This window comes from Streptomyces coeruleorubidus (genome assembly GCF_008705135.1).
Classification (GTDB): Bacteria; Actinomycetota; Actinomycetes; order Streptomycetales; family Streptomycetaceae; genus Streptomyces; species Streptomyces coeruleofuscus.
In genome coordinates this window covers 6,297,048-6,319,773 of record NZ_CP023694.1, presented here as the reverse complement: position 1 = coordinate 6,319,773, position 22,726 = coordinate 6,297,048, and the positions used below count along the sequence as shown (strand labels likewise).

Sequence of the window (22,726 nt, the reverse complement as noted above, 5' to 3'; positions counted from 1 at the left end):
ATGCGAGGGGTAGGGACCTGGCGTGAGACGGTCACGCCGACCGGGTTGGTGGAGGAGGTCAGCCGGTTGCCGGGCGTGGTTCGGCGATCAGGGCCGGGGACTCGACCGGCCGTACCGTCACGGCGGGCTGGAATGGCTTGAGCACGGGCAGGTCCGGCATCTGGTGCGCGTATTCGCGGCAGGTCTCGGCGGCGTCACCGAGGGACAGGTACGGCGTCCGGATGCGTGACCAGCCGCCCGAGGTGTCACCTGCCACTGCGAGGCCGGGTCGTTCGGGGGCGATGGCGCATGCGGCCGTGACCGCTTCGGGTGCGATGTCGCCGAGCGCCATCTTCGCGGAGGCTTCGTCGTTGACGCGGTGGCAGACGCGGCCGGTCAGCTGGGCTCGCAGCATGGTGGCGCCCTTGCCCAGCTCGGCGCCGAAGCGCTGCCCGCAGACCTCCAGGTAGATGCCGGCCGCGCGGCCGAGTTGGGCGAGCCGGATGAGCTGGGTGACCATCTCGTCGCGCCGTTCCTCGTCCTTCCTGGTGGCGACGAGGAACAGTTCAGCGACCTCGTCCGCGAACAGCACGAGGGGGACGGGGCGTTCGGACTCGGGCAGTCCCCAGATGTCGGAGGTGATCTCTTCGGCCGGGGTGTCCGGGGCGATGCCTTGCCGGGCCTTGATCAGGTCGTATCGGTCCTCCATTTCCTTCACGAGCACGGGCAGCAGCTCGGCTGCCTGTTCCGGTTCGGTCGCCAGCGCGGAGAGGCGGGCCGCGAACGGCGCCAGCTCCACACCGCGCTTGCAGTCGATCCCGACCAGGGCGACCGGCTGAGGGGCGAGTCCGGCGATCAGGTGCCGCAGGTACATGGACTTGCCCGACAGCGTGGCGCCGAGGGTGAGTTGGTGGGGCACGGTCCGGTAGTCGCGTATGAACGGCATGGCGTCCTCCCGCAGGGCCACCGGCACCTGAAGGAACTTGGCGTCCACCTTGCGCGGCATCCGCACCTGCCGCAGCACATCGAAGCCGACCAGCCGCAGCTCAACGACCCCCGGCTTGACCGTGGTCACGTACACGGCGTGAACGCCCCAGGCATGCCGCAGCCGTTCCGCCGAGGCGGCGACGTCGGCTGGTTCCTGCCCCGGAGCGAGCCGCAGACGGAGCCGCAGCCCGGTCGAGGTGGGCCGGATGATGCCCCGACGCGGCGGTACGGGCCGGACCTCCCGGCGAGTGGTGGCCTTGACCGCCAGCATCCGCAGCCGGGACGGAGCTACAGTCAGGCCGCAGGCCTCCATGACCGATCCGTAGGAGCTGAGGAGCCGGGCCGTGGATATCGGCAGGCCGACCGTGGACCAATACACCCCGGGATGCTTGGCCCGGGCGTAGGCGGCCCCGCCGCCGAGTGCGGCGACAGGACCACCCACCTCGAGGAGTGTCGTCAGATCGGTCATCAGGCAGCGGCCCCGGTAGCGGCCGGGAAGGCGGCCGGAGTCACGGCGGCGGCGCGGTAGGCGATGCCGTGCCGCTGCTGCCCGTTGAACACGCTCTCCCACGGCCGGGCCACCAGACCCGGAAGCGAGACCGGAGCCCCGAGCGTCAGTCCCTCGGACACTCCGCTCTCGGGAACGGTGACCTTGATCAGCGACGATTCGCCGTCCTCCAGGTAGACGACGCCGATCGTCATCAGTGCCTCTCCGCTGGTGGCGTCCTTGGCGATCTCGCCAGTCTGCCGGTCGCGGACCTTGGGCTCGGGGGCCTCGGTCAGCAGGATCGTTGCGGCCGAGGTCTCTACACGGATGGTGCGCAAGGCTTCTCCCCATCTACTCGTCTATACAAGATGCAGCGTTCGAACCCGACCTCCCGGGAACGGCAACCACCTTGCCACACAACTTGCCCACTCGTCTATACGAGTATGCCTGTTGGGGTGTACGAGTTCGGAGAGGCGTCCCCGCGCACCACCGCCGATCAGGCGATCAGGTCGCCGGGAGCTGGTACGACAGCACGTACGCGTCGGCCGCCATGACCGTGTCGCAGACCTCCACGGCCCGCCCTTCCTGGTCGAACGCGGTGCGGATCAGGTGAATGACCGGCACGCCGGAGGCCAGCCGCAGCGTGCGCACCTCGTCGGGCGAGGGCATCCGGGCACGGATCTCTTCCTCGAAGTGGTCGAGGCGGTGCCCCAGCTCCTCAAGCCGGGCATAGATGCCGCCAGGCCCGGGGTTCGGCTCGGCGATCGGCGTCCCCCGTGCGATGTCGAGCGGCAGGTACGAGGTAGCGAACTCCACGGGCCGCCCGTCCAGCAGATACCGGCGACGCCGGGCCAGCACCCGTCGCACGGAACCGAGCCGGGTGGAGACATCCTGACTGGCCTTCTCCTCCTTGACCTCCAGGCTGTCCACCTGCGGGTGACTGCCGGCGGCGTCGGCCTCCACGATGAACGCGGACTTCCCCTGCTCGCGATGGCGCCGGGCGAACCGGTCGGAGGCTAGCCGCCTGACAGGCGGCCGTGGTCGCACGAAGACCCCCTTGCCGTGCTCGGCGTGCACCAGGCCCTCGCCCTGGAGGACGGAGAAGGAGTTTCGAACCGTCATACGGGAAACCCCGTAGTGCTCGACAAGTTCGGCCTCGGAGGGCAGCTTTTCGCCCTCCTTGAATCGCCCACGGTCGATGGCCTCGCGCAGCTGGTCGGCGATCTGCCGGAAGACCGCACGATCGCTCGTGGGGTCGAGATCGCCGAGGAGGCCGGAGGAAAGAGAGGGCACGTGTACTCCTTTAGGTATCTAGACGAGTGGGCGAGCTTTGTTGCTACGGTGGAGAGCCTAGCCATCCGAGAGGGCAGAGGAACGTGAGCACCGACCGTCCGCACTCCGTGAGCGTCGCCGGAGTCATCGTCGACGACCAGGACCGCGCCCTCTTGATCAAGCGCCGCGACAACGGCCACTGGGAACCCCCGGGCGGAATCCTCGAACGCGAGGAAACCATCCCCGAGGCCCTCCAGCGCGAAGTTCTCGAAGAGACCGGCATCAAGATCGCGCTTCCCGCGACCCTGACCGGGATCTACAAGAACATGAAGGGCTTGATCGTCTCCATGGTCTTCCGCTGTGAGGCCGCCGACGGCACGCCCACCACCGGGGACGAGACCCGCGCACTGCGCTGGGCCACCCGTGAAGAAGTCATCGAACTCGCCGACGAGGCGTACGCGATCCGCGTCCTGGACGCATTGGACGCGGTTTCCCCGCCGGCCATCCGCGCCCACGACGGCGTGAAACTCGTCTAGCCCGAACCCGCTGCACATGGCGGCCTACCAGCACGAAGGAACTTGTATGCACGAGTATACGAGCACCGCCCGGGTCTGGGGACTCACTTGCCCAGGTTTTCCGGAAGAGGTCAGCCGGGCTCGCCGCTGGACGCGGGACATCCTGCGCGGATCTCCCCTGGCCGACGACGCCGAGCTGATCGTGAGCGAGCTGAGCGCGAACGCGATCCTTCACACGGCGAGCGGTGGGGCAGGCAGCTTCCACCTGGCCCTGGCGGTCTCCCCCAAGGTGGTCGCCCTGTCGGTCACCGACGAGGGAGGGACGGGCACCGCCCCGAAGGTCAAGCAGCCAAGCGAGGACGCGGTACACGGCCGCGGCTTGGGCATGGTCGGCGTCATCGCACACCGGGTCGTCGTCCACGGCAGCCACAGCGGCTACACCGTCACCGCCGAACTCTTCACAGACACTCAGCCGGGAGGACACCCGTGCTGATGGACAAGCCCCAGCGGGGCTTCTGGTGCGAGTGCTGGACGCAAGACGTCAACGACAAGACAGGATGGCCGGCACTCCGGGCATCCTTCGACGCCTACTCGGCACCACAGGCAGACAGATGGGTAGCGGTCGCCCTGCGCACCATCTCACCAGCCCTCGACCCGGACGCCTCCGACGAGGCCTGGGCCTGGCTCTACGACGGCCGCATCGACACGCGACGAGCCCTCTTACGCATGGAACCCTGCACGGTCTCTCTGACCCACGCCAGCACCCGCATCACCTGGACGATCCGGCCAGTGGTCTTCCTACCGATGGCCCACCGCCAAGGGGCAGAACTCCCAGACTGCGCATACGACTTCAAGCCCCGCACCGCAGACTGAGTTACAACTTTCTCTACTGGTTCAAGGCCCGCGCACGGCGCGGGCGCGCGCCGCCGGGCGCGGCCTGCCTCCTGTCTTCGCCCCGGCTGGCCGCGCCCGGCGGCGCGCTGCGTGCATGCGGGCTGAGGCAGGAAACCCTCTGTGGCTGGGGCCGGTCGGCTCCACGGCTTTAGGCAGCCACTTTGGCGCGAGCCTCGAAGATCATGGCCCCAACGTCGTGCTTCAGCGGGCAGGTCCACAGACTGCCCGACGCGCCGGAAGCTTACGGGGCCATGATCACTCGCGCCAAAGCAGCTCCAGCCCAAAGCCGCTCCCCCGACCTCAACTCGTCCGCAAACGGGGCACCATCCTTCCTCGCAGGGCACGATGTGCTGACGATGATCGCCCACCCAAGGGGGAGTAAGTGAGAGGAAAGACTAGCGAGTGGCTGACGCATGAGTACTTCCGCACCTACCGAATTGCCAACGCGGTCGACATCATCACGCGCGACCCATTTCCTTATCTGCGCGACCTGGAGGCATTGACTGTCGATAACGGAATTTACAGTTTCCTCCCGAACTGGCAAAAAGACTCGGCTCTCCACAAGTTCATCCGCTTTATCGCCGACGATATCCTCATGAGTGACATCGACGGCCCCACGCGAGTGCCTTTCGGGACCGACCGAATCCACTCCAAGTGGATCCTCCCCGTGGACGCCGCAATGATGAGCTACGGGATCACTCGCGCACCTCTTTTCTTCATACCGGACACTCCAACACTTCACGCACCGCCGGAAGGCGTAGGCAACTCGGCACATTCGGAGGATCCGCACTATGTCACCAATGCCTGCTACGACTACCTTGCCGACCTGCGATGGACCCAAGTCTATGAGGACCTCATAATCACGCATCGCCGATGAAGTGTTCTTCGTCATGTTCTCGAACAGGATAGCCTTGGCCAATTTGAACAAATTTCTCGCCATATATTTCCGTGAGGTTGACCCCGATCACTTCGGCGAGGATAACAAAGAATTAGTTCGGCTATTCGAGCGCGACGGCGAGCTCAAACGTGTTCGCCCTCCAGTGTGGGCGCGAAAAGCAGTCTTCTATCGTGATCGCGGGCGCTGTACAGGTTGTGGAGTCAATCTCTCGGGACTAATCGATACGTTTGATGTTGCCCATTATGACCACATGATGCCCTTGTCACGTGGCGGACTGAACGATGTGACGAACCTGCAACTACTCTGCGAAAGGTGCAACAAAAGAAAAGGTGACCGGGTTACGGTTCCCAGCAATCGCTATCGCCGCTGGTACTAACAGCACCCAGACTCTACGAGAGATTCAGCGCACTAGCTAGCGACGCACGGTGCGGTTGCTGTGGCTGCCCTCCGCGGAGTCGAGGCCGTTACTGGACCGTACGAGGTCAGGCCGACGCCGGCCAACGACAGAAGCCCACAGCATCCGACCTGGGCCATGGGCTTCCTATGTTCCTCTGGGCAGCGGACGGGCTGTTTAAGCCGTCGCCGAAGAGTTAAATATGCTTCAGTGCCTCCGCAGTTAGGCGGTCAGAACACGACCTGCAAGTGCAGGTGCCGCTGCCATACGATGGCGTGTAATGCACCATCCCGCACATCTGGTCCAGCTTCTTATCGAAGCCGTCCCACAAGAACTCCATGTAATCATTCTTTGGGGGATCAGGCGAATAGTGACGCCAGATCGCATACGAGACCAAGTCGGCAACTTGGATCAGACGAGTCGCTTTGCTATCTGCAAACAGGGGCACATCGGCAAGGTTCCTGATCTGTCCTACCGTACCAGCAGCTCTACGCCATTCACGGGTCCACGACTGAATGTCGCGCTCAGCAACAACGCGTCGATCGTGGATAACCAGACCTAGGTCATCGCCTCCATTGTCAGCCCTATTGCGCTTAAGCATGACATCGAACTTGTTCAAAAGTACTTCGTAGGCAAAAGCCTCCCGTGCCGCCGGAAGCAGTCCGCTTCGGAAATTCCTATCGACCGCAACCCCGAACAGGGCCATCGGAAGGGAGGGGTTGCTGGGCTGAAAATCCCTGATTATCTCGTAAGCCTCTTCAAGGAGGGCGAGCCGATCTGTACGCGAAATGAAAGCCCAGTTGCTAACTTTCTGCGGCTTTGAAGACTTCTGCTTAGGTTTCTTTGCATTCTTCATTTCCGAGACATGCAGTTCGAACTCTTCCGCATTGAGCGCAGGGTTCGTAATGTACCTCTGGACAGCGCTATCGAGCAGTCTGTGCAGCCTTCTAGCGTCACGCTCATGAATGGCCACGCCGCCCAACACAAATGCGTGGCTCCCGCCGTGAGTACCAGACTCATCCACAAAAAGAAGGTACACAGCCCCATCCCCCGCTCAATCTTAGGCTCTACACCCACGATACCGAAGATAACGAAAAAGCGGGCCCCTAGGGACCCGCTTTCTCTAGCATTCATAGCCGGTGCAGCTATTTAGGCACCGCGTTGGCAGTCCTAACTCTGCTGCTCGGAACCGCGTTGGCAGTCCTACCAGCTCGTCTACTAGGGTAGCTCAGCCTTGCGTTGTGTCAACCAGACAAGCTGCGTCCGAGAGCGCGTTGCGGACGTTTCCGCAGTTGAGGCTGAATCTCGAAGGCAGTAGGCATCCTGAGCTGGACGGCAGCCAGCTGGCTCCAGCATGGACCCAATGGCACCAAGACAACACTTCAGCGTCGCACAGAGCTGCCTGCCAACTCCAGAGCGACCGCGCAGGCAAGGTAGCCGCAGGTCAGCAGCTCTCAATCTGATGCATGTGTGACGCTCAGATCGCCCACTCTGTCCCCAGCGTCGATACGCGCCCGACTGTATCGATGGGACCGCAGGACCCTGAACCCCAGGGAAGCCGTTGAGTGTCTAAGTGAGTGACAACGCCCACGCACAGCGGCGGACGGCCGCGCACGCCTGTGGACCATCGCAGCAGGTGAGACGCACACAAACCCAAGGTGGAGCGCCCAGGCAAGTTACTTCGGGACGAAGAGGTCCTACTCAACACATGGCAGACGCACGTCGCGTGGCCCGAGTGCCAGAGCGGTCGGACAAGCCGCCAGCGGCCTTACGCACAATGTCGCGTGCAAGCCTCACTGACCTGAGCTGCGGCGACGTAGGAGCCGGCGCTTAGACCGAAGAGGAAGAGTGCCATCGTCCTCCAGTGCTCCTTGGGCGCCCGTAATGAAGACGCTTCGGGCCTTGGCCAACCTGTCGCGAGCTGTGTCGTGGGCTTCCCACATCGACTGTGCCGGTAGTACTCCCTCGCTGAAAACGAAGAGGAGAGCATCGAGGCTCCGGACAAGGTCCTCGTTGGCAGCCCCCAACTCCTCAGCTGCCGCGCTCACTGGGGCTGGACCGAGGAGGGCAGCGTCTTGCCACGCTTCCTTGACGGGCTGGCAACGATCCAGTGCCTCCCTCACGTACCTCGCGCCCCTAGGGGCCCACTCCTCCTCCGGAGCATCCGTGAAGTTTTCCCTCGTTTCGTGCTCACGTACCGCACCGACTGCTTCTATCACCTTGCGGTAAGCAGCCTCTCGTGGCTCTCGGCGTTGGCGCAGGAACTCTGCACGCGCTGCAATCCTCGCTTGCTCCCGGCTCGCCCGACCAGTGGCAACCGCTGCTGCAATCGTCCCCAGTGATCCCGCCAGCGCACCGGCGATCGCTGCTATCCCCTCGTTCATGGAGGCAAGTCTGCCTGGCAGCAGTATCTGCGAAGAGCGCCAGTCTCCACGCCCGGGCCGTCTCTGGGCCGTCCAAGGCCGCTCGACAGCAGCCACGACGACCAATGACGACCTCTCGGCGGCCTTCACACACCACCCTGACCAGCAAAAACCCAGCTCACCAAGATCCCCGACAAGACCCAGGGCAAGAAGACAGGTTCTGACTCACCCACTGAGACACCTCCCACGCAGGCGGGTCACTCGCTTGAGCCAGCTTGAGTGGCAGGCCAATGCAAGCACTTCTACGATCGGATTGGAGTTGGAGGTGAAAGTGAGCAATGACCACATCCACGGACGCTCAGTAACGCTTGCCCTCAACCTTGATCAAGATGAGAAGGAGCCACTAGCCCTGCTCGTTACTTCCTTTGATCAAGGCCTTACTCCTCGCCAAATGGAGCGAGTGGCTGAGAACCTGAAGAGTGGAAGATACATCGCCGACACCGGCAGTGCCCCCACTCTCACCTACGATCCTGGCAATGAAACACGCCCCATCTACTATCCAGATGGGTTGCAAGCGTTGCACGACTTCGCGCAGTTTCATAGCGAAGTCGATGCACCACTCTACGAAGTGCTTGCCGCCGAAGCAAAACTTCCAGTGTGGGGAACCCCCCCTGAAGCCTGGCAATTTATGACGGCCGCATTGGAGAACCCTGAACATGTATTTCTGGTGGCGGCTCCAGTAGCTTTCCTAACGGCTGGCGTCGGTCTCGGCTTCATCATGCTCGGTGTGTGGATGGGAACCATGGCCGTGCTTCGCGTAGTGCGCTACGTGGATAACCGCATGGCACTCGTCCAGAGGGCTGACATCATCAAAGCTATTGATGCAGGTGAAGACGAGGAGCAATGAACAGACTGCCCTAATTCGGATGTCAGCCCACCTGCCACGGTACGAACGGGGGCGCCGTCCGCAGGAACTCGGCCGCTTGCTCTGGCCGACGGCGCTTTGAAGGTCGGTGGGGGGTACAGCGAGGCACACGCGCGCCTGTCCGTCGACGCGCCCCCCATCGTGACTGACTGTCGTCGGCTGAGCTTCGTGCCACAACCGTGCCAAATGAAGGGGTTTCAGCAGCGGTCAACACGGGTGCCCCACAGTCGAGCACCCGCGCCCTTCCTCAGCCGACGAAGCCGCAGCTCAGGCACCGAATCACCCAGCCTCTCTCCTAAGGCGGTGGTGCTACCGGCCTGCTGCCTCGGGGCTCAACGTCCGTCAAGCGCTCGACCCAAGTGCAGGGCCGATGTCACTAGCGGATGGCATGCTGCCGGTAGCAGCCAGAGGGGGGCCTATGTCCGTACCGAGCAAGTGGAAGATTGCACAACATTGGGAGAAGAACCCGAGACGGCGGGATTTCGCACCGCACCTGCGTCTTGACGAGCCGTGTTGTTTCGCCTGCGGATGGCTCTCTGAGCGATGGAACCTGGCGACTCTTCAAGCCTCATGGCAACGGGCCAACCTCGAACGAGCCCACATCATCCCCAAGAGTCTCGGTGGACCGGACGACGCGAGCAACCTGCTCCTACTCTGTCGGCCTTGCCATCAAGAATCCCCAGACTGGGTAGACCCAGAGCAGATGACTCGCTGGATCGCGACCAGAGAAGAGCGCCCCAGTAGGGAAGTTGAGACCTTCATGGCGTGGCTTGCTGCCGCTGAGAGGGCTCCGGATTTCAAAGACGCTTTGGCATCTGTTGTCGCGGAGGAGGGTGCAGCTGAGCGAGTATCCGAGCTCCTTCGGAGCCTCCTAGGCCAAGCAGGAACGCACTTCGGCATTGGGTTCAGCCAAGGCACCCGCGTGGCCGTGCTTCAGGCGGCTGCAAACCAGCTCACCAGGCATGTACAGCAAGCGAGCTACGAGTCCGAGAAGTCCTGATCAGTTGACATCCAAGAGTGACATCAATGACTGCGTACAGCAGGTGCCTCGCGCGATCTCGCTCCGCCGAGGCGTCCACGCAGTCCTACAGCCGAGCTGAGGTTTGATCGAACTCTTATGCGGTGGTAGCAAGCACATCGAGCGCACAGACAAGATAGCCGCACCGTGCCAGACGCGTGCCAGATCGTGCGGGGAGCCACGGAAAACTGCGGGGAACCAGGCCACCCGCGTCAGATAGGCCACGCCGCCAGTCCGCCGCAGGTCAAGCCAGCAATGGCCTGCGGATAACCCAAGCTTCCCGAGCTCAGGGCTCAGGCGACGTCGTCACGAACCGGCAGTCGTGGCTTGCTCTCGTCGGCTGCATAGATAGCTTGCTGAGGCCGGTGGGTACAGCGAGGCACACGTGCGCCTGAGTGGTCGGCGGACCCACCGTCGTGGCTGGCTGTCGTTGGGTGATGTTCAGACAGGGTCATCCAAGGTGCCGGCCGTCAGCCGAGCGCGCCGAAGCTGGGCTGTCTCTCGGCGTCCGAGGCCGCTCGATAGCAACCAAGGACGGCCAGCGACGACGAGCAAGCGCATGGCGCCGCCGCCTGACCGGCGAAAACCCAGCTCACCGAGATTCCCGGCAAGGCCTAGGGGAAGAAGAAGTACGCCGACCACGGACGTGTGGCCTGTCGAGGTCGCCGCTGAAGTCTAAGAGTTTGAGTGGAGGGGCCTGATGTCTGGGGGTGTCGACCCGATCGTCAGTGCGCGCATGTCCCGAATCCGAGGGCGCGACACCACACCCGAGATGGCTGTGCGCCGGGAGTTGCATCGGCGCGGCCTCCGGTACCGGGTGAACTTCAAGCCCGTTTCCAATTTGAAGCGGACAGTCGACATTGCCTTCACAAGGCAGCGAGTCGCCGTCCTGATCGACGGGTGCTTCTGGCATGGCTGTCCGGAGCACTTTCGGCCGGCGAAGGGGGATCGGAAGGATTTTTGGGCGGCCAAGATCGCTGAAAATCAAGGCCGTGATCAGGACTCCACCAGGGCTTTCGCCTTGGCGGGATGGACCGTACTCCGTTTCTGGGAGCACGACGACCCTGTCAAGGTAGCCGACAAGATCGAGGACGAAGTGATCAAACGGTCCGCAAACCAGTGGTCGCCTTCCGAGAAACCGCGTAGGTGACCTGCTCGCATCGTGCTCTCAAGATGCTGGCCAGCGAGACCGCGAGCTGCCAGTCGTCGTCGGGCAGCGGTGCGGTGTTGGGCTTGGTGACGGCAATGGTGATCAATTGCGACTCGGACTCCGCTCGGCGTAGGCAGGCGTGCCAGACCATGCCCTGAAGGCTGTTCATCGGGCCCCAGGTGACGAAGGCCGCCTCACCGTCGGGACCGTCAGCGAAGCACCGCATCGGCTTCACGTCCAACGTCTCAGCACGAGGGGTCCAACCCGCGCCGAGGGCGAGCCGGACTACCGACCGCGGACCGGGGTACTCCCGTGACGTCATCTGGGCCATGGGCCCGAGGCCTTCGAGCGCCCTGCGATACTGCTTCGCCGGTCCGTCCTTGATCCACGGGCGTATCTTCTCCGTGGGCATGAACTGAGCGAGTCGCCCCCCGATCTTGGGATCCTTGGCGAAGCGGTCGTACATCTCCGTTGCAGCAGGTGGAGAGACTTCCTCCCACCGTGCAGCGTCGAAGTGGCGGGCCAACTCCGCGAAAATCTCCAGGCGGATCGGTTCCGGAAGGACCGCCATCACACCCCCTCGATGGGCGGGAACTCCAAACGGACGCTGTCGTCGGCTCCCCCGAGGTCACCCACGTCAGCCATCCACTGATCCAGGAGCCCCTTCACCCTCAGGTCCTCGAACTCGAACTGGTTCCGCCCAACCGACACCTGCTCGATTTCGCCTTCAGACACCTGTCCGCGCATGTCGTACACCTCAGCCAGCCGCCGGATGTCGCTAACGAAGTCCAGCACCTCCACGTGGGTCTTCCCCTTACGAAGACGTAGTCCGCGGCCAAGCTGCTGTACGAAGATGCGCCGGCTGTGGGTCACCCTGGCGAAACAGAGGATATTGACGTCGGGCACGTCGACGCCCTCATTGAGGATGTCTACGGCGACGAGGATAGGCACCTCTCCCGAGCGGAACCTGAGTAGTCGTGTCCGGCGCTCCCGCATCTTCAGTTTGGCGTGCAGCGTCTCGGACCTTTCCCAGCCGGGCCGTCGGGCGAGCAGGTCGCGCATCCGCTCCGCGTGCTCAATCGTCTGACAGAAGATGATGGCGCGGGGGTTTGTGGTCCGATCCCAGACCTTCTCTAGATGCTCCCGGACCGACTCGTCCCGCTCGGGGATGAAGAGACGCTTGTTCAGGTCCTTGATGGAGTAGCCGTGCTCGGAGGCGTGACGGACGAAGTCCCAGTCGATGTTGTCGGCGAACACACGGTACTTCACCTCGGCGAGGTACCCGAGTCTCATGCCCTCCGAGATGGACACCCGCTCGACTGCTTGACCGAAGGTCCGCTCGATGTCGTACTTGTCACCCCTCCATGGCGTGGCAGTCACACCCATCCGTTTGGCCTTGGGCAGCAGACCCATCAGGGTGGCGTAGTTCCCGGCCTCTCCCACGTGGTGCGCCTCGTCCACTATCACCAGCTGAGGGTCGTATCCCGATTGGACGTAGTCACGTGCCGTGTTCGATACGCCAAAGGTGACGCCTGGCAGAGAGTCCGGTTTCGAGTCGCCGTGCAGCAGACGGGTCGGTACGTCCTTGGGAACGTCCCGCCACATCGCCCGTTCGAGTTGCTCCACGAGGTCGATCATGTGCGCGGTGACCAGCACCTTGGAGCCCGGGTTGGCGAGGAGGAATCGTCGCAGCACCCTGCCGGCGACAACCGTCTTACCAAGGCCCGTGGCGAGGTAAATGAGTGCTTCGCCAGTGTCCTGTAGGGCGGCCCAGGCCGCTTCCACGGCGCGGTCCTGATAGGGGTGGAGGTCGAACGGTGTGACTCGCTGCGGAGCGCGATCGTAGATCGTCGCTAGTCGTCGGCCGTCCCAGAGGGTCACATTGACTCCGACCTCCCTCAGCGCGTCCGCTCGCTCCTTGGCCTTCTGGGTGAACAGTCGGTTGGTGACTACGACCGCGCGGTGGATGGCGTAATGCCGCATCGCCGCGTGGGCCTCGTCCACCGCCTCGCGATCCACATTGCCCGACTTCTTCCATTTTGACTGGAAAATCCAGTCCTCATTGTTGAGTCGGCCGAGGAGGTCAGCGCCTTTGTCCCCGGGACCATCGATGTTGACCACGTCCGTGAACGAGATCAGACCGAGCAACCGCTCCAGCTGGCGCGTGAAGCCCTTCGGGCCCTCCTCGACGAGGAAGGCCGGCTCTAGGAATGATCGGTTCATGCCTGGACGATCTCCGAGTCCAGCAGGTCCGCAGTAAGGAGCAAGCGGGACAGTTCCAGGGTGTTCTGCAGGGGTGGACCCACAACCATCCGCTTGAGGTCAGTGAGGAAGGCGCTGACGCGGGCCACTTGGTCCGCCTGCGTCTCCTCGCCCAGCGCCGCATAGGTGCTACGAAACAAGCCGCCGTCCAGAACCAGTTCGGGAGCGTTCGTAACGAGGTCGAGGATGCCCTCAGCGCCCAGGTAGCGTGCGAACTCGCCGTTTTCTACCGCAGCCTTCCAATTGACGTCCGGTGCCACCGCGATGGCGTACGACTCGGCAGCCCGCTTCGACTCGCCGGACAGGGCCGACCAGAACGTGGACGCGTCCTTCGAAGTGAGGTCGGCGAGCCGCTCGCGCAGGCCCTCCAGCAGCATCTCCGCGCGGGCACGCACCGCACTCGAGTGCACTCGCCGGTCAGGGAACTGCTCCAGGATCGAGGTCACCAGTCCATCAATGGAGCCCGACACGGAGTACACGTTCTTCAACTGTGGTGCCGCGCAGAAGAGCGCGACGTTCAGCGGAGACCACCCGTACCGCGCGATCAGCGCGGTATCGGAATCCACGTAGATCTCCACCTCGCCAGCTGCGATCCGAACGACAGTCGGCTGCCGTTGGCCGTCCTTGATCAGTTCGACTCCGGTGGTGACATAGACGCGAAGGAACGCCTGCGCGGTACCGAGGCGAACTTCGCGGTCGGTGTCGGGCAGCAGCAGCGCGTGCTCCTTGTACCTCGCGAAGCGTTGCTCTTCGGTCTCCGGCAGCGTCTCCGCGGCTACATCCGGCTGCTTCTGATCCTTGGACGGTGTGGGGCCGTCGGCCGCCCCCGATCCCAGATGTCCGAGCCCCTCCTCCTTTAGCCAGTCATCCTCGTCAGAGGGCGAGGCCGGCTCCGGGGGTGGTCCGTTCTTGACCCGGTCATGATCGACTGCGGCGTCGTACCACTTTTCGTCGGTCTGATACTCCGGATCCCCGCTGCGGAACTTCTGTGCCCATCTCTTCGCCTCAGTGTGGATGGCGGTGCTGCCGTTACCGGGCATGAGGTACCGGAGACCCGGCTTGTTCTCCCGGAACGCGTTGAAGAACCGGCTCATCGGGGAGTCGTTCTCCCGATTGAACAGGCGCTTCGAGAGCTGGGGACGCAAAGGCAGGTCGCCTCGCACTTTCGCGACCATGTACCGCCACTCCGGCGACGACGTGTCGAAGTTGGTCTTGCGGACGTTGACCGGCGCGTGATCGAGATGGATCTCGCCGACGATGCGGCCCATACCGAGTTCGATCGGATACTCCAGCTCGATGTCCCCGTCCGGCCCCTCCCAGTCGAACAGTGACCGGTCCCTAGTCGTGATCGCGCGTCCGTACCGGAGGAATGTCAAACCAAAATCGGACTTGTCGGCGAACCTTTGCACGCCCAGCCATCCCACGATCCGGCGCTCTCGCTCCTGGATGTCAGCGCTCTCGCAATCAACGCACTGATCGTGCCTTGTGGTGTACCAGCGACCGCAGTTCATGCATGCGAACGCGTTGGTGAGTGGCACGTCGATCGGTTCCGCGGCAGGCACCTCCCCGGCCTTGTACGTGACCGACCGGGTGGGGTCCCAGATGCATGGTACGAGAGGGGGTACATGGCGGCCGTTGACGTACAGGCGCTGGTTCAAGCCGCCCATCAGCTCCGCGCCTGAATGAGGCCCGTCGGGATCACGCAGCATGTAGGTGTAAATTCGCCCCAGGTTCTTGCTGACTTCCCGGATCGAACTCGCCGACCTCAACTTGTCGACGATGTCTTCGCGGAGGTTCGTGACCGAGACGAGAGTGCCGTGCTCGTCGAGATCCTTCGGATCGTAGCGAAGGGGCACCTCGTACGACGACCGCTGTTGCATCGCTCGAAGGTCGATAGTGGCGGTGATCCAATGGTCGTCGCCACGTCGTCCCGTACGGACCTGCGTCACCGTGCCGAGGCGAGCAGTGGCGATGTTGAAGCCCATGCCGAACAGGCCGAGGCTGCCGAACCGTTGCTTACCCGACGTGCCGGCGCTCAGAGCGTGACCCAATTCCTCCTGAGACATCCCCCGGCCGTTGTCACTCACGACGACCTTGGCGCCCCTGTTCGCCTTGGCCGCCGTCGGCAGGGTGATGTCTATTCGAGGTTCCAACGTCTCATCGACACGGGTGGCCTCAATGAGCTCGTCGAGGCAGTTGTCAATCAACTCGCACAGACACTGATGTAGTTGAAGGTCGACCTCCGCGATCATCTCCAAGATCCGCGGGGACGGCATCAGGTTGAGGGTGTTAGGTCTCGTCTCCGTCTCCGTCATGACTCGGGTCCCTCCGCGCGCAGGGCGGCATGGACGCTGGCAGCCACGACCCGCGCTAGCTCGACGGGCACCGCATTGCCGAGCTGGCGCATCGCCTTGCCCCAAGGGCCATGCAACTCGTAGTCGTCCGGGAAGGTCTGCAGGCGTGCGCTTTCCCTGACCGTGAAATAGCGTATGGAGCCGTCCGTCTCACGCAGCATGTTCTCGCCGCCAGGGACCCCGTGACGCCCGGCTTTCAACGTCTTGGCTGGCCAATCTATCGGGCTACCAGTGTGACCCGGGTAGGAACGAGCTCCGGGCTGAAGGACGTGATTGAGGACGCCCGTAGCACCCGTGAGCGTCGGCTCGGGGAGACCGACCAACGCATCACGTATGGTGCGCCAGCGTGCTTTGACCTCGTCCGGCCGCAGTTCCGCGGGTATGGGAACGTTAGGCCGTTCTGGACGTCTTGCCTTGGGCACTTCGTGTTCCTGCCAGTACTCACCAGTGATCCACTGGGAATGCAGTAGCGCTCTCTTCGAGTGCGTGGCATGCGGAAATTCCCAGGTCACGTCTAGATCGTTTCGGAAACCGACCAGGAAGACGCGCTGTCGCTGTTGCGGTACTCCGTAGTCCGCCGCATTGGCGAAGGCCGGCGTGACCCGGTAGGCCAACTCTTGGTTGCCGATGTCCTTGCGCGCGTCCTGCAGTCGCCGCAGGTGCTCCGTCCACAGTTCGCCGGGCTTCGCGGTGAGGAGGGGCATCGAAAGCCTGGCCTGGATGTACTGGAAATAATCAGCGAACCTCGGGCGTGCCAGGCCCCTGACGTTCTCGATGATGAACGCGCGGGGCCTCAGATGGGCGACCGCCTCCGCCGTGGCCGGGAACATGTCACGCTCGTCGTCGTCTGCCTTGCCATGGCCGCCAATGGAGAACGGCTGGCACGGCGGCCCACCGGCGAGGAGGTCCACCTCGTCGGTGATGCGGGACCAGTTGAAGTCCCGCACATCGCATTCCTCGACATGCCAGTTCGCGACGAGCTCGTGACCCCGCGCCTGGTTTTGTCGCACCGTGTCACAGGCCCACTTGTCCAACTCCAGAGTTGCCAGCGCGTCGAAGCCAGCCTTCTGACAGCCCAGCGCGAGCCCGCCCGCGCCGGCGAACAACTCCACGCTCGCGAGCCGGGCGGGCGTGTTCCTCATCAATAAGAGGGAGGGGTGGCGAGGGACAACTCTCCCGGGAACGACTGCAGTTTCAGACATGCACTTCTTTCCAACCATCGCCTTTGTCTGAATATCATGATGCCGCACGGTCCAACGACCTCGCCAGGACCTGTTGGTCTCCTGATCGCCTTCCAGGCTGCAAGCGCTTGGCGCCACGGTTCACGCGACGTCGCCGAGGCGGCCGGCAACGCGCAGTCGCCCCCCGCCACCCTTGGACCTTCACCAACCGGCCGCGCCTGGTGCGAGCAAGTCAGCAACTGCGCCAGCCTGTTGGTAACAGTCCCCTGCGCCTTGTCCATGCGGTCGAGCCGCTGGCCGTACACAGTGCGGAGCATCTCCGCACCAGCCCGCCCCCCCGGCTCTCGCGACTGCAGCATCGCCGGAGCTCGTGTATGAGTCGGTCACGGTGTTCAGCTCCAATGATCTTCCCCGTGGTCCTACGAAATGAAGCGTAACCACGAAGCCGTGCGGGCAACGTCACGTTGCGGCAGTTGATGACTGCGCGGCAGCGCAGCATGCGGACAGATAGACAGATCTGCCCGCAGGACACACAGGTCCCCACCCGTCAGTACTTCATCTCCCCTGCCGATGTAAGCCCCATCAAGTTAACCGATCAACTTAGGATGTGTTCATTCCGTGACGATGCGTGATCATACTGTGATCTTCGATCGCCCTATAGGCTCGTTGGCGGCGAGACATGGAACTGGGCGAGCGGGTTTAGAGCCGCCAAAGCAGCCAGATCCGCGCGTCCCTGACAGGTCGACATCCCGGCGGCACTGGCTGACCGACGTCGGTTGGGGCGCGCGCCTCCTAGTCAACGCCGTTACCTGAGGGCAGGCCTGAGCCGAGCCGCAATGAGCCAAACATCCAAGATGGTCTTGGTCGAGGGCACAAAGGCGGTGCCGGTCCGCCGTGGACTACCCGTGGACTGGTCCCGCCTAGACTGCCATGTGGAGGGCCGTGACCTGCCGCGTTGCCCGGGCCCCAAGCGGCCTCCGGAGCCGTGTGCGCAGGTTCGAATCCTGCCGGGGGCACCCTGTATGAGGTGCCTAAAGACCCCGTCATCAGCGGAAACGCTGAGTGCGGGGTCTTCGCGTATGTGCAGGCGTGTGCCGCTCGGAGCGGCTGTATGTCGGGGGCTGTGGACGAGGCGTGGACGGGATCTTGGGACGTAAGCGCAGGTCATGCCCAGGACAGGCGAAGGCCCCGGACAGGTCCAGGGCCTTGGGGGGACCGCCTTGAGCGTGTCACTCGTACCAACAGGACCTCGACGTGGAAGTCCCTCAGCCGGTGGCTTTGGCGATGATGCGGTCCATCTCCTCCCGGCCGAAGGCTCGCAGGGTCGTGCTACGGACGTTGCCCAACGCGCCGACCTGTAGGAGCACTGCGGTGGCAGTCTCGTCGTCGGGCGCCTCCACGACAGCCACGAGGTCGTACGGGCCGACGGTCCAGAAGAGGTTCAGGACCTTCACCCCGAGCTTCTGAGCCGCTGCCGTGAAGGCTTCGGCGCGTTGCGGGGTGTCCTTGTAGCCGCGGACTCCCTGATCGGTCCAGTTCAGCAGCGCAACAAACGTCGGCATGATCCTTTACCCCTGTGAGTAGACGCAACTAGTCGTGGTCAACTCTGGGCATCATGCGCGTAATGCGCATGAGAGGCGCCTCTGAACGAGTGATGGCAGCCGGCCTGACTTCATGGCCCGGCCCGACATACACCCCGGAGCCGCCGGCGCGGAATTCTTGAGGACAGGAACGCCCCTCTCGGCCAAGGCATGCCGATGCCCCCGGAACCAGTCCGGGGGCATCGGAGCTACCGTCGTCTGCGATCACTCGTACTCGCGCAACAGATCCTCAATACGCCGGTTGGCGACGTCTTGCCGTCCGTTGAGACACTTGGCGTAGCGGGTCAGCAGGACCTCCACGCTGTTGCCGGCGCGCTCGGCCACCTCGGTGGGGTCGACACCGGCGTTGAGCCACGTCGACAGCGCCGAGTGCCGGAGGTCGTACGGCCGACTCGCGAGCGGCGAGGCCGCGACGGCCGGCGGCAGCGCGAGGAGCCGAGCCTCCTGCCACACGCGGTAGTAGGTCGAGGACGGGACGACCGAGCCCTTCTCACTGAAGAAGAGCCGTCCGTCGTCCGCCGTGCCAAAGGTGGCCAGGTGCTCGCGGAGCACGGCCACGAGGTGGGGCGGGATAGGCACCCGCCTCACGTCCTCGGTTGGCCGGTTCTTCAGCCCGCGGTCGTCATGGGTCTCTCCCGAGTCGGTCCACTGCTTGCCGACGGACGGCCGGGTCCGGTGGAGCAGCGCCGAGCCCCAGCCCTGCTCGGGAAGCTTCAGGTCCATCTCGACGAGGCCCACCGCTTCCGCCGGCCGCAGGCCACCGAAGTACATGGCGGCGAACAGACCCACGAGGCGACGACCACGAGCACGCCGGTACCCGCCCACGTAGGAAACCGCCGCCAGGAGGTTCCGTGCCTGCTCCGGGTTGGCGACAACCCGCGGGTCGACCTGGTTGGACACCTTCGGCTTCTGCCAGCGGACAGCCGTGATGGGGTTCTCCCGCAGCTCCCCCAGGTCGACGGCGTAATTCGCGGCGTTGACGAGCGACCGACGCTTGCGCCGCACTGTCTCCGCCGCTGCTGCCGTGCCGTCGAGCTTGAGCTTCAGCGAGTCGAGGACCGTGCGAGCCGTGGCCGCTTCAGCGAGATCGGCGAGCGGCCGGGATGCCTTGGACACCCAGTGGAGAACGTTCCGCACGTCGTCCGGGACTTCCCGGTCATCGGGCCCTGGCAGCACGAAGGCCCAGTTGCGCAGTGCTCTGCGGATTTCCTCGTCGGAGGGTCTTCCGGCGCGCTCGTCGAGGAGTTCCAGCGTCACACTGGTGAGGGCTTCGTTGATGTCTCTTTAAGCGACCGAAGCAGTATTTCGGCTGCCCTGAGCATCTGGACACGTGTCGCGCAGCCATCGCCTTCGGGCACAGTGGCGACCCCGCGTAGCAGGTCAACTGAGGGTGAGTGTCTAACTGCGTGACAACGCTGACGAACAGCGGCGGACAAGCGCGGACACCTGCGGACCATCGCAACCGGTGAGAGGCACAGCGACGAAAGGTCAGGCGCCCGCCCAAGTTGCTTCGGGACGAAGAGGTCGTGGGTTCAATCCCGCCACCGCCGACCGGTCAGAGGCCAGGTAGTAAATTCGCTTCCTGGCCTCTGTCATGCTCGGGCCAAAGCATTCTGATCAAGCGCCAACCACTCTGCCTTGGGCATGCGCTGATGGAGGGGAGCTTGCGGTACCTAGCGTTCTGCTTTGCCCTCGGCGGCAGTTGCCGCACGTCGCTTCTTCCAGGCCCGGATGGCAGCGGCTGTGACTGCTGCCACCCCGGCTGTGACGAGTTGGGCGGGCAGCTCCGTGAGCAGGCCGCGGGCGGCGAGATCGAAGGCGTGCTGAAGGGCGTCCATTGAGTTGGGCTCCTGCAAGGCTGAGGCCGAAAGGCCAGATGTGTGGTGACGCCTTTACGCTCCTGGGGTGTATGGGGCCTGGTCTACTTGTTCGGGCCTTGTTCTGGATAAGCCCGGACAAGGGCAGGTTGTTCGCTGGACAAGGGGGTTGCGTGACCAGTGCGGGCAGACGGACTCGTCCGTGGGGGCCTTTGAAAGGGCCATCTGCTGAGGCCAACGCTGTCGCTCAGGTACTGAGGCAGTGGCTGGATCGGGCAGGGATGCGGGTGGATGACGTGCTGAGGCAACTGACGCCTGAGCACTTCGCTGAAGGACGCATCCCTAGCCGATCCACGGTGTCTGAGCGTCTGGCCGGTGTCGGGTTGCGGGAGGACTTTGTCCAGGCCATAGCCGATGTCTGCACACGGAGCGCTGCTGACAGAGATCGGCTTCTTGAGCAGGCAGAAGCTGCCCGACAGGGCGCGGCCAGGGCTGCGAGCGGTACAGGGGCTGACAGCTCCGCTGTAGAAGCGGAACTTGTGCTCCTGCAGCAGAGGTCGCTTGCGGTCTCCGACAAGCTGGTTCGGGCGATGGAGCGCGCGGCGCAGCTGGAGCGCGAGCGCAATGATGCCAACCAGATGGTGCTAGTTCTGTTGGCCATGGTGGACAAGTTGCACCGCGACGTCGACGCGCTGGGCCGAGAACGGGACCGTCTGCGTGCCTTCCGTTCCGTGGACACTGAGTTGGAGCAGGTGCATGGGCGTCTGGCACGGAGTGAGCAGCAGCGGATAACCGCGGAGACAGAACTGGAACGCGCTCGTGCCGAGCGTCAGAAAGCTGACCAACTCGCCGAGGAAGCTGCCGAACAAGTCCGTCTGCTGGCCGAGGAACTCGAACGCCTCCGCGGGCAGGTGCCCGGCACAGACGCGGATGACTCTGTGCCCCGGCCCACCACGACACCCGATTTACGGGACGCGCTGAGCGGCACGACCGACGACATGGATATGGCGCTCATCAAGGCCGCGCGTCACTTGGATGACCGTGCCGACCGTCTCGATCAGCTCGCCAGCGAGCTCCACATGGACAACCCGCCGGACAACTCCTCTAGCTCGGACGTTGAGGCGGACAACTCCTCGGACGACGGCTTGGGCTCCGAAACCGAGAACGCCGCGCCATCCCAGGTAGAGCGAAGTCCGAGCGCCTTCGAGGCATTCTGCCGAATGCACTACCCGGCATATCTGGCCTGGGCAAGCACGTACCTGAACAACGAGGTCGATGCCGAAAACGCAGTCGACTCGGCGCTCAAGGCGCTGCTCAGAATCTGGCCGAAAGTGCTGAAAACGGAGAGCCCAGCGGCATACGCCTGGAAGTTGATGAAGTTCCATACCGTCAGTCTTGCTAAGACCCGAGGCCGACACGATGCACTCATCGACTCGGCCTTCGAGACTATCGCGCTGCGCGAGGCGGTTGATCCCGTCGGGCAACTGGAGGAGACAATCAACCTCTTCCAGGCCATCAAGGAACTTCCCGAACGGCAGCGGGACGTGGTCGTGCTGATCTACCTCCACGGGCACTCAATCCACGATGCCGCCTACCACCTCGGCATCGCCCCTGCAACAGCTCGCCACATCGACCTCCAAGCCCGGCGCGCCATGCAGCGCTACCTGAGACTAGCCGGGGAGTGACAAATAGATAACGTCACGCATTGACAGCCTCCGCACGCGTGAGCGACGGCGCGAGACGAGCTGTCACACCGCTGGTCCTTTCCTCCGTGCCGCGAGGCGCTGGTCGGGCGAAATAATAGGACTCGCACAATCAGCAACCACCCGGCAAGGCTTCGACCTCACGCCTAGAACGGTACTCGTCCGGCCGTGGCCTATCCGTGCATCAGCGGAAACGCTGAGTGCGGGGTCTTCGCGTATGTGCAGGCGTGTGCCGTTCGGAGCGGGCGTATGTCGTGTCCGTGGACCATTCGTGGACAGGATCTTGGAGCATATTCCCTGGTCAGCCCCGAGGTTTCCGCAGTGTCCATCAGCCGGCGTCCGGCCACTCCTCAGGAGGTCGAGGCGGCTCTGGGTCGTCTTGCCGCTTCGCTCGCCGCGCGTTCTCCCCTCGCAGGCTCGTCAACCACGGCCACAGATCCGGCAGAGGCTGTGCCGGGCAGGCAAGGCGATGCTCGATACGGCACCGCTGGGACTGATCCGGCGGACACACCCCGTAGACCGTCACCCGCCCGTCGGACACCTCGATCCACCGATGCTCCGTCGGCACCGTATGGGCCAGCGGATTCATGTCCGGCTCCAGCAGCACCCAGTCTTGATCAAGTGTTGCCACCCGATCCTGCAGCAGCCCGCAGTACGGGCAGCGGGACTGCCCACCACCCAGCCGCCGCGGCTTCCCCTCTAAAACCCCCATACCGTGAGGGTCGCCAGCCCGTCGGCCCGGGCGTAGAGCGCGAACCGGACGGAACTCCTGGGACAACCGTCCGGGAGCGAGACGAAACACGATGCGGCAGGTGCAGCCAGCAACCAACGGCCGACGGCCCACGGCCGAGATACGGCGAAGCCCCCGGCCTATGAAGGCTGGGGGGGGCTAACGACATACGTGCGTGATCACTCGTACTCGCGCA

Annotated in this window: 20 protein-coding genes, 1 tRNA gene and 1 pseudogene; 10 read left to right on the top strand and 12 right to left on the bottom strand. The window is 63.9% G+C overall.

All coding sequences use genetic code 11. The features are described from left to right. Nucleotides 1-58: 58 nt before the first annotated feature. The 3 genes from CP976_RS29345 to CP976_RS29335 form a co-directional block, all read right to left on the bottom strand. A complete protein-coding gene (locus CP976_RS29345) occupies nt 59-1,435 on the bottom strand; it encodes an FtsK/SpoIIIE domain-containing protein (protein ID WP_150483032.1) in 1,377 nt (458 codons plus the stop codon). Continuing rightward, complete coding sequence (locus CP976_RS29340) at nt 1,435-1,791, bottom strand: SCO3933 family regulatory protein (protein ID WP_030851889.1); 357 nt, start codon at nt 1,789-1,791, stop codon at nt 1,435-1,437. Before CP976_RS29340 ends, CP976_RS29345 begins: the two co-directional genes overlap by 1 nt. A 166-nt stretch (nt 1,792-1,957) precedes the next feature. Then, nucleotides 1,958-2,746, bottom strand: coding sequence for a GntR family transcriptional regulator (locus CP976_RS29335; RefSeq protein WP_020274970.1), 789 nt, complete (start codon nt 2,744-2,746; stop codon nt 1,958-1,960). A gap of 107 nt (nt 2,747-2,853) precedes the next feature. On the opposite strand from CP976_RS29335, the gene CP976_RS29330 reads away from it, so the two are divergent. The 5 genes from CP976_RS29330 (at nt 2,854) to CP976_RS29310 (ending at nt 5,408) form a co-directional block, all read left to right on the top strand. Next, nucleotides 2,854-3,261: an NUDIX hydrolase gene (locus CP976_RS29330; RefSeq protein ID WP_062931480.1), complete on the top strand. Its 408-nt coding sequence runs from the start codon at nt 2,854-2,856 to the stop codon at nt 3,259-3,261. A 46-nt stretch (nt 3,262-3,307) separates the two neighbouring features. Next, nucleotides 3,308-3,733: an ATP-binding protein gene (locus CP976_RS29325; RefSeq protein WP_150483031.1), complete on the top strand. Its 426-nt coding sequence runs from the start codon at nt 3,308-3,310 to the stop codon at nt 3,731-3,733. Next, nucleotides 3,733-4,113, top strand: coding sequence for a hypothetical protein (locus tag CP976_RS29320; protein ID WP_167537582.1), 381 nt, complete (start codon nt 3,733-3,735; stop codon nt 4,111-4,113). Before CP976_RS29325 ends, CP976_RS29320 begins: the two co-directional genes overlap by 1 nt. 403 nt (nt 4,114-4,516) lie before the next feature. After that, complete coding sequence (locus CP976_RS29315; RefSeq protein WP_150483029.1) at nt 4,517-5,011, top strand: hypothetical protein; 495 nt, start codon at nt 4,517-4,519, stop codon at nt 5,009-5,011. 1 nt (nt 5,012) lies between these two features. After that, nucleotides 5,013-5,408, top strand: a complete 396-nt coding sequence (locus CP976_RS29310; protein WP_150483028.1) for an HNH endonuclease — start codon at nt 5,013-5,015, stop codon at nt 5,406-5,408. A gap of 214 nt (nt 5,409-5,622) precedes the next feature. Here the strand turns inward: CP976_RS29310 and CP976_RS29305 are convergent, their stop codons facing one another. Next, entirely contained in the window at nt 5,623-6,465 is an 843-nt protein-coding gene (locus tag CP976_RS29305) for a DUF3800 domain-containing protein (RefSeq protein ID WP_150483027.1), read from the bottom strand. A 1,589-nt stretch (nt 6,466-8,054) separates the two neighbouring features. Here CP976_RS29305 and CP976_RS29300 point away from each other — a divergent pair. The 3 genes from CP976_RS29300 to CP976_RS29290 all read left to right on the top strand — a co-directional run bounded on the left by CP976_RS29300 (nt 8,055) and on the right by CP976_RS29290 (nt 10,882). Beyond that, the gene (locus CP976_RS29300) at nt 8,055-8,696 is read left to right on the top strand and encodes a hypothetical protein (protein WP_150483026.1); all 642 of its coding nucleotides are present in this window, start codon (nt 8,055-8,057) and stop codon (nt 8,694-8,696) included. Between the two features lie 388 nt (nt 8,697-9,084). Further along, entirely contained in the window at nt 9,085-9,714 is a 630-nt protein-coding gene (locus tag CP976_RS44705) for an HNH endonuclease (RefSeq protein WP_373304870.1), read from the top strand. A 718-nt stretch (nt 9,715-10,432) separates the two neighbouring features. Continuing rightward, nucleotides 10,433-10,882 (top strand): very short patch repair endonuclease, encoded by a 450-nt coding sequence (locus CP976_RS29290; RefSeq protein ID WP_308430015.1) that lies wholly within the window; start codon nt 10,433-10,435, stop codon nt 10,880-10,882. On the opposite strand, the gene CP976_RS29285 is transcribed toward CP976_RS29290, so the two are convergent. Genes CP976_RS29285 through CP976_RS29270 form a run of 4 tightly spaced genes read right to left on the bottom strand, consistent with a single transcriptional unit; the run spans nt 10,833 to nt 16,640 of the window. Beyond that, nucleotides 10,833-11,453, bottom strand: a complete 621-nt coding sequence (locus CP976_RS29285; protein WP_150483024.1) for a hypothetical protein — start codon at nt 11,451-11,453, stop codon at nt 10,833-10,835. The genes CP976_RS29290 and CP976_RS29285 overlap by 50 nt on opposite strands. Next, the gene (locus CP976_RS29280; protein ID WP_150483023.1) at nt 11,453-13,105 is read right to left on the bottom strand and encodes a helicase-related protein; all 1,653 of its coding nucleotides are present in this window, start codon (nt 13,103-13,105) and stop codon (nt 11,453-11,455) included. Before CP976_RS29280 ends, CP976_RS29285 begins: the two co-directional genes overlap by 1 nt. Then, nucleotides 13,102-15,459: an ATP-binding protein gene (locus CP976_RS29275; protein ID WP_150483022.1), complete on the bottom strand. Its 2,358-nt coding sequence runs from the start codon at nt 15,457-15,459 to the stop codon at nt 13,102-13,104. The genes CP976_RS29280 and CP976_RS29275 overlap by 4 nt, the downstream gene beginning before the upstream one ends. Next, nucleotides 15,456-16,640, bottom strand: coding sequence for a DNA cytosine methyltransferase (locus tag CP976_RS29270; RefSeq protein ID WP_229875612.1), 1,185 nt, complete (start codon nt 16,638-16,640; stop codon nt 15,456-15,458). The genes CP976_RS29275 and CP976_RS29270 overlap by 4 nt, the downstream gene beginning before the upstream one ends. A gap of 996 nt (nt 16,641-17,636) precedes the next feature. On the opposite strand from CP976_RS29270, the gene CP976_RS29265 reads away from it, so the two are divergent. Then, a tRNA-Ser gene (locus CP976_RS29265) sits at nt 17,637-17,695 on the top strand. 249 nt (nt 17,696-17,944) lie between these two features. Here CP976_RS29265 and CP976_RS29260 read toward each other — a convergent pair. The 3 genes and pseudogenes from CP976_RS29260 to CP976_RS43035 form a co-directional block, all read right to left on the bottom strand. Beyond that, nucleotides 17,945-18,241: a GYD domain-containing protein gene (locus CP976_RS29260; protein ID WP_150483021.1), complete on the bottom strand. Its 297-nt coding sequence runs from the start codon at nt 18,239-18,241 to the stop codon at nt 17,945-17,947. A gap of 243 nt (nt 18,242-18,484) precedes the next feature. Then, a pseudogene (locus tag CP976_RS29255) lies at nt 18,485-19,558 on the bottom strand (tyrosine-type recombinase/integrase); the annotation flags it as partial. Between the two features lie 395 nt (nt 19,559-19,953). Beyond that, a complete protein-coding gene (locus tag CP976_RS43035; protein ID WP_167537445.1) occupies nt 19,954-20,118 on the bottom strand; it encodes a hypothetical protein in 165 nt (54 codons plus the stop codon). 266 nt (nt 20,119-20,384) lie between these two features. Here CP976_RS43035 and CP976_RS43890 point away from each other — a divergent pair, with 266 nt between their 5' ends. Continuing rightward, nucleotides 20,385-21,782 carry an RNA polymerase sigma factor gene (locus tag CP976_RS43890; protein WP_229875609.1) on the top strand — a complete coding sequence of 466 codons (1,398 nt, stop codon included), beginning with the start codon at nt 20,385-20,387 and terminating at the stop codon, nt 21,780-21,782. A 346-nt stretch (nt 21,783-22,128) separates the two neighbouring features. Here the strand turns inward: CP976_RS43890 and CP976_RS43885 are convergent, their stop codons facing one another. After that, nucleotides 22,129-22,512 carry a DUF6083 domain-containing protein gene (locus tag CP976_RS43885; protein ID WP_229875606.1) on the bottom strand — a complete coding sequence of 128 codons (384 nt, stop codon included), beginning with the start codon at nt 22,510-22,512 and terminating at the stop codon, nt 22,129-22,131. Nucleotides 22,513-22,726 lie beyond the last annotated feature (214 nt).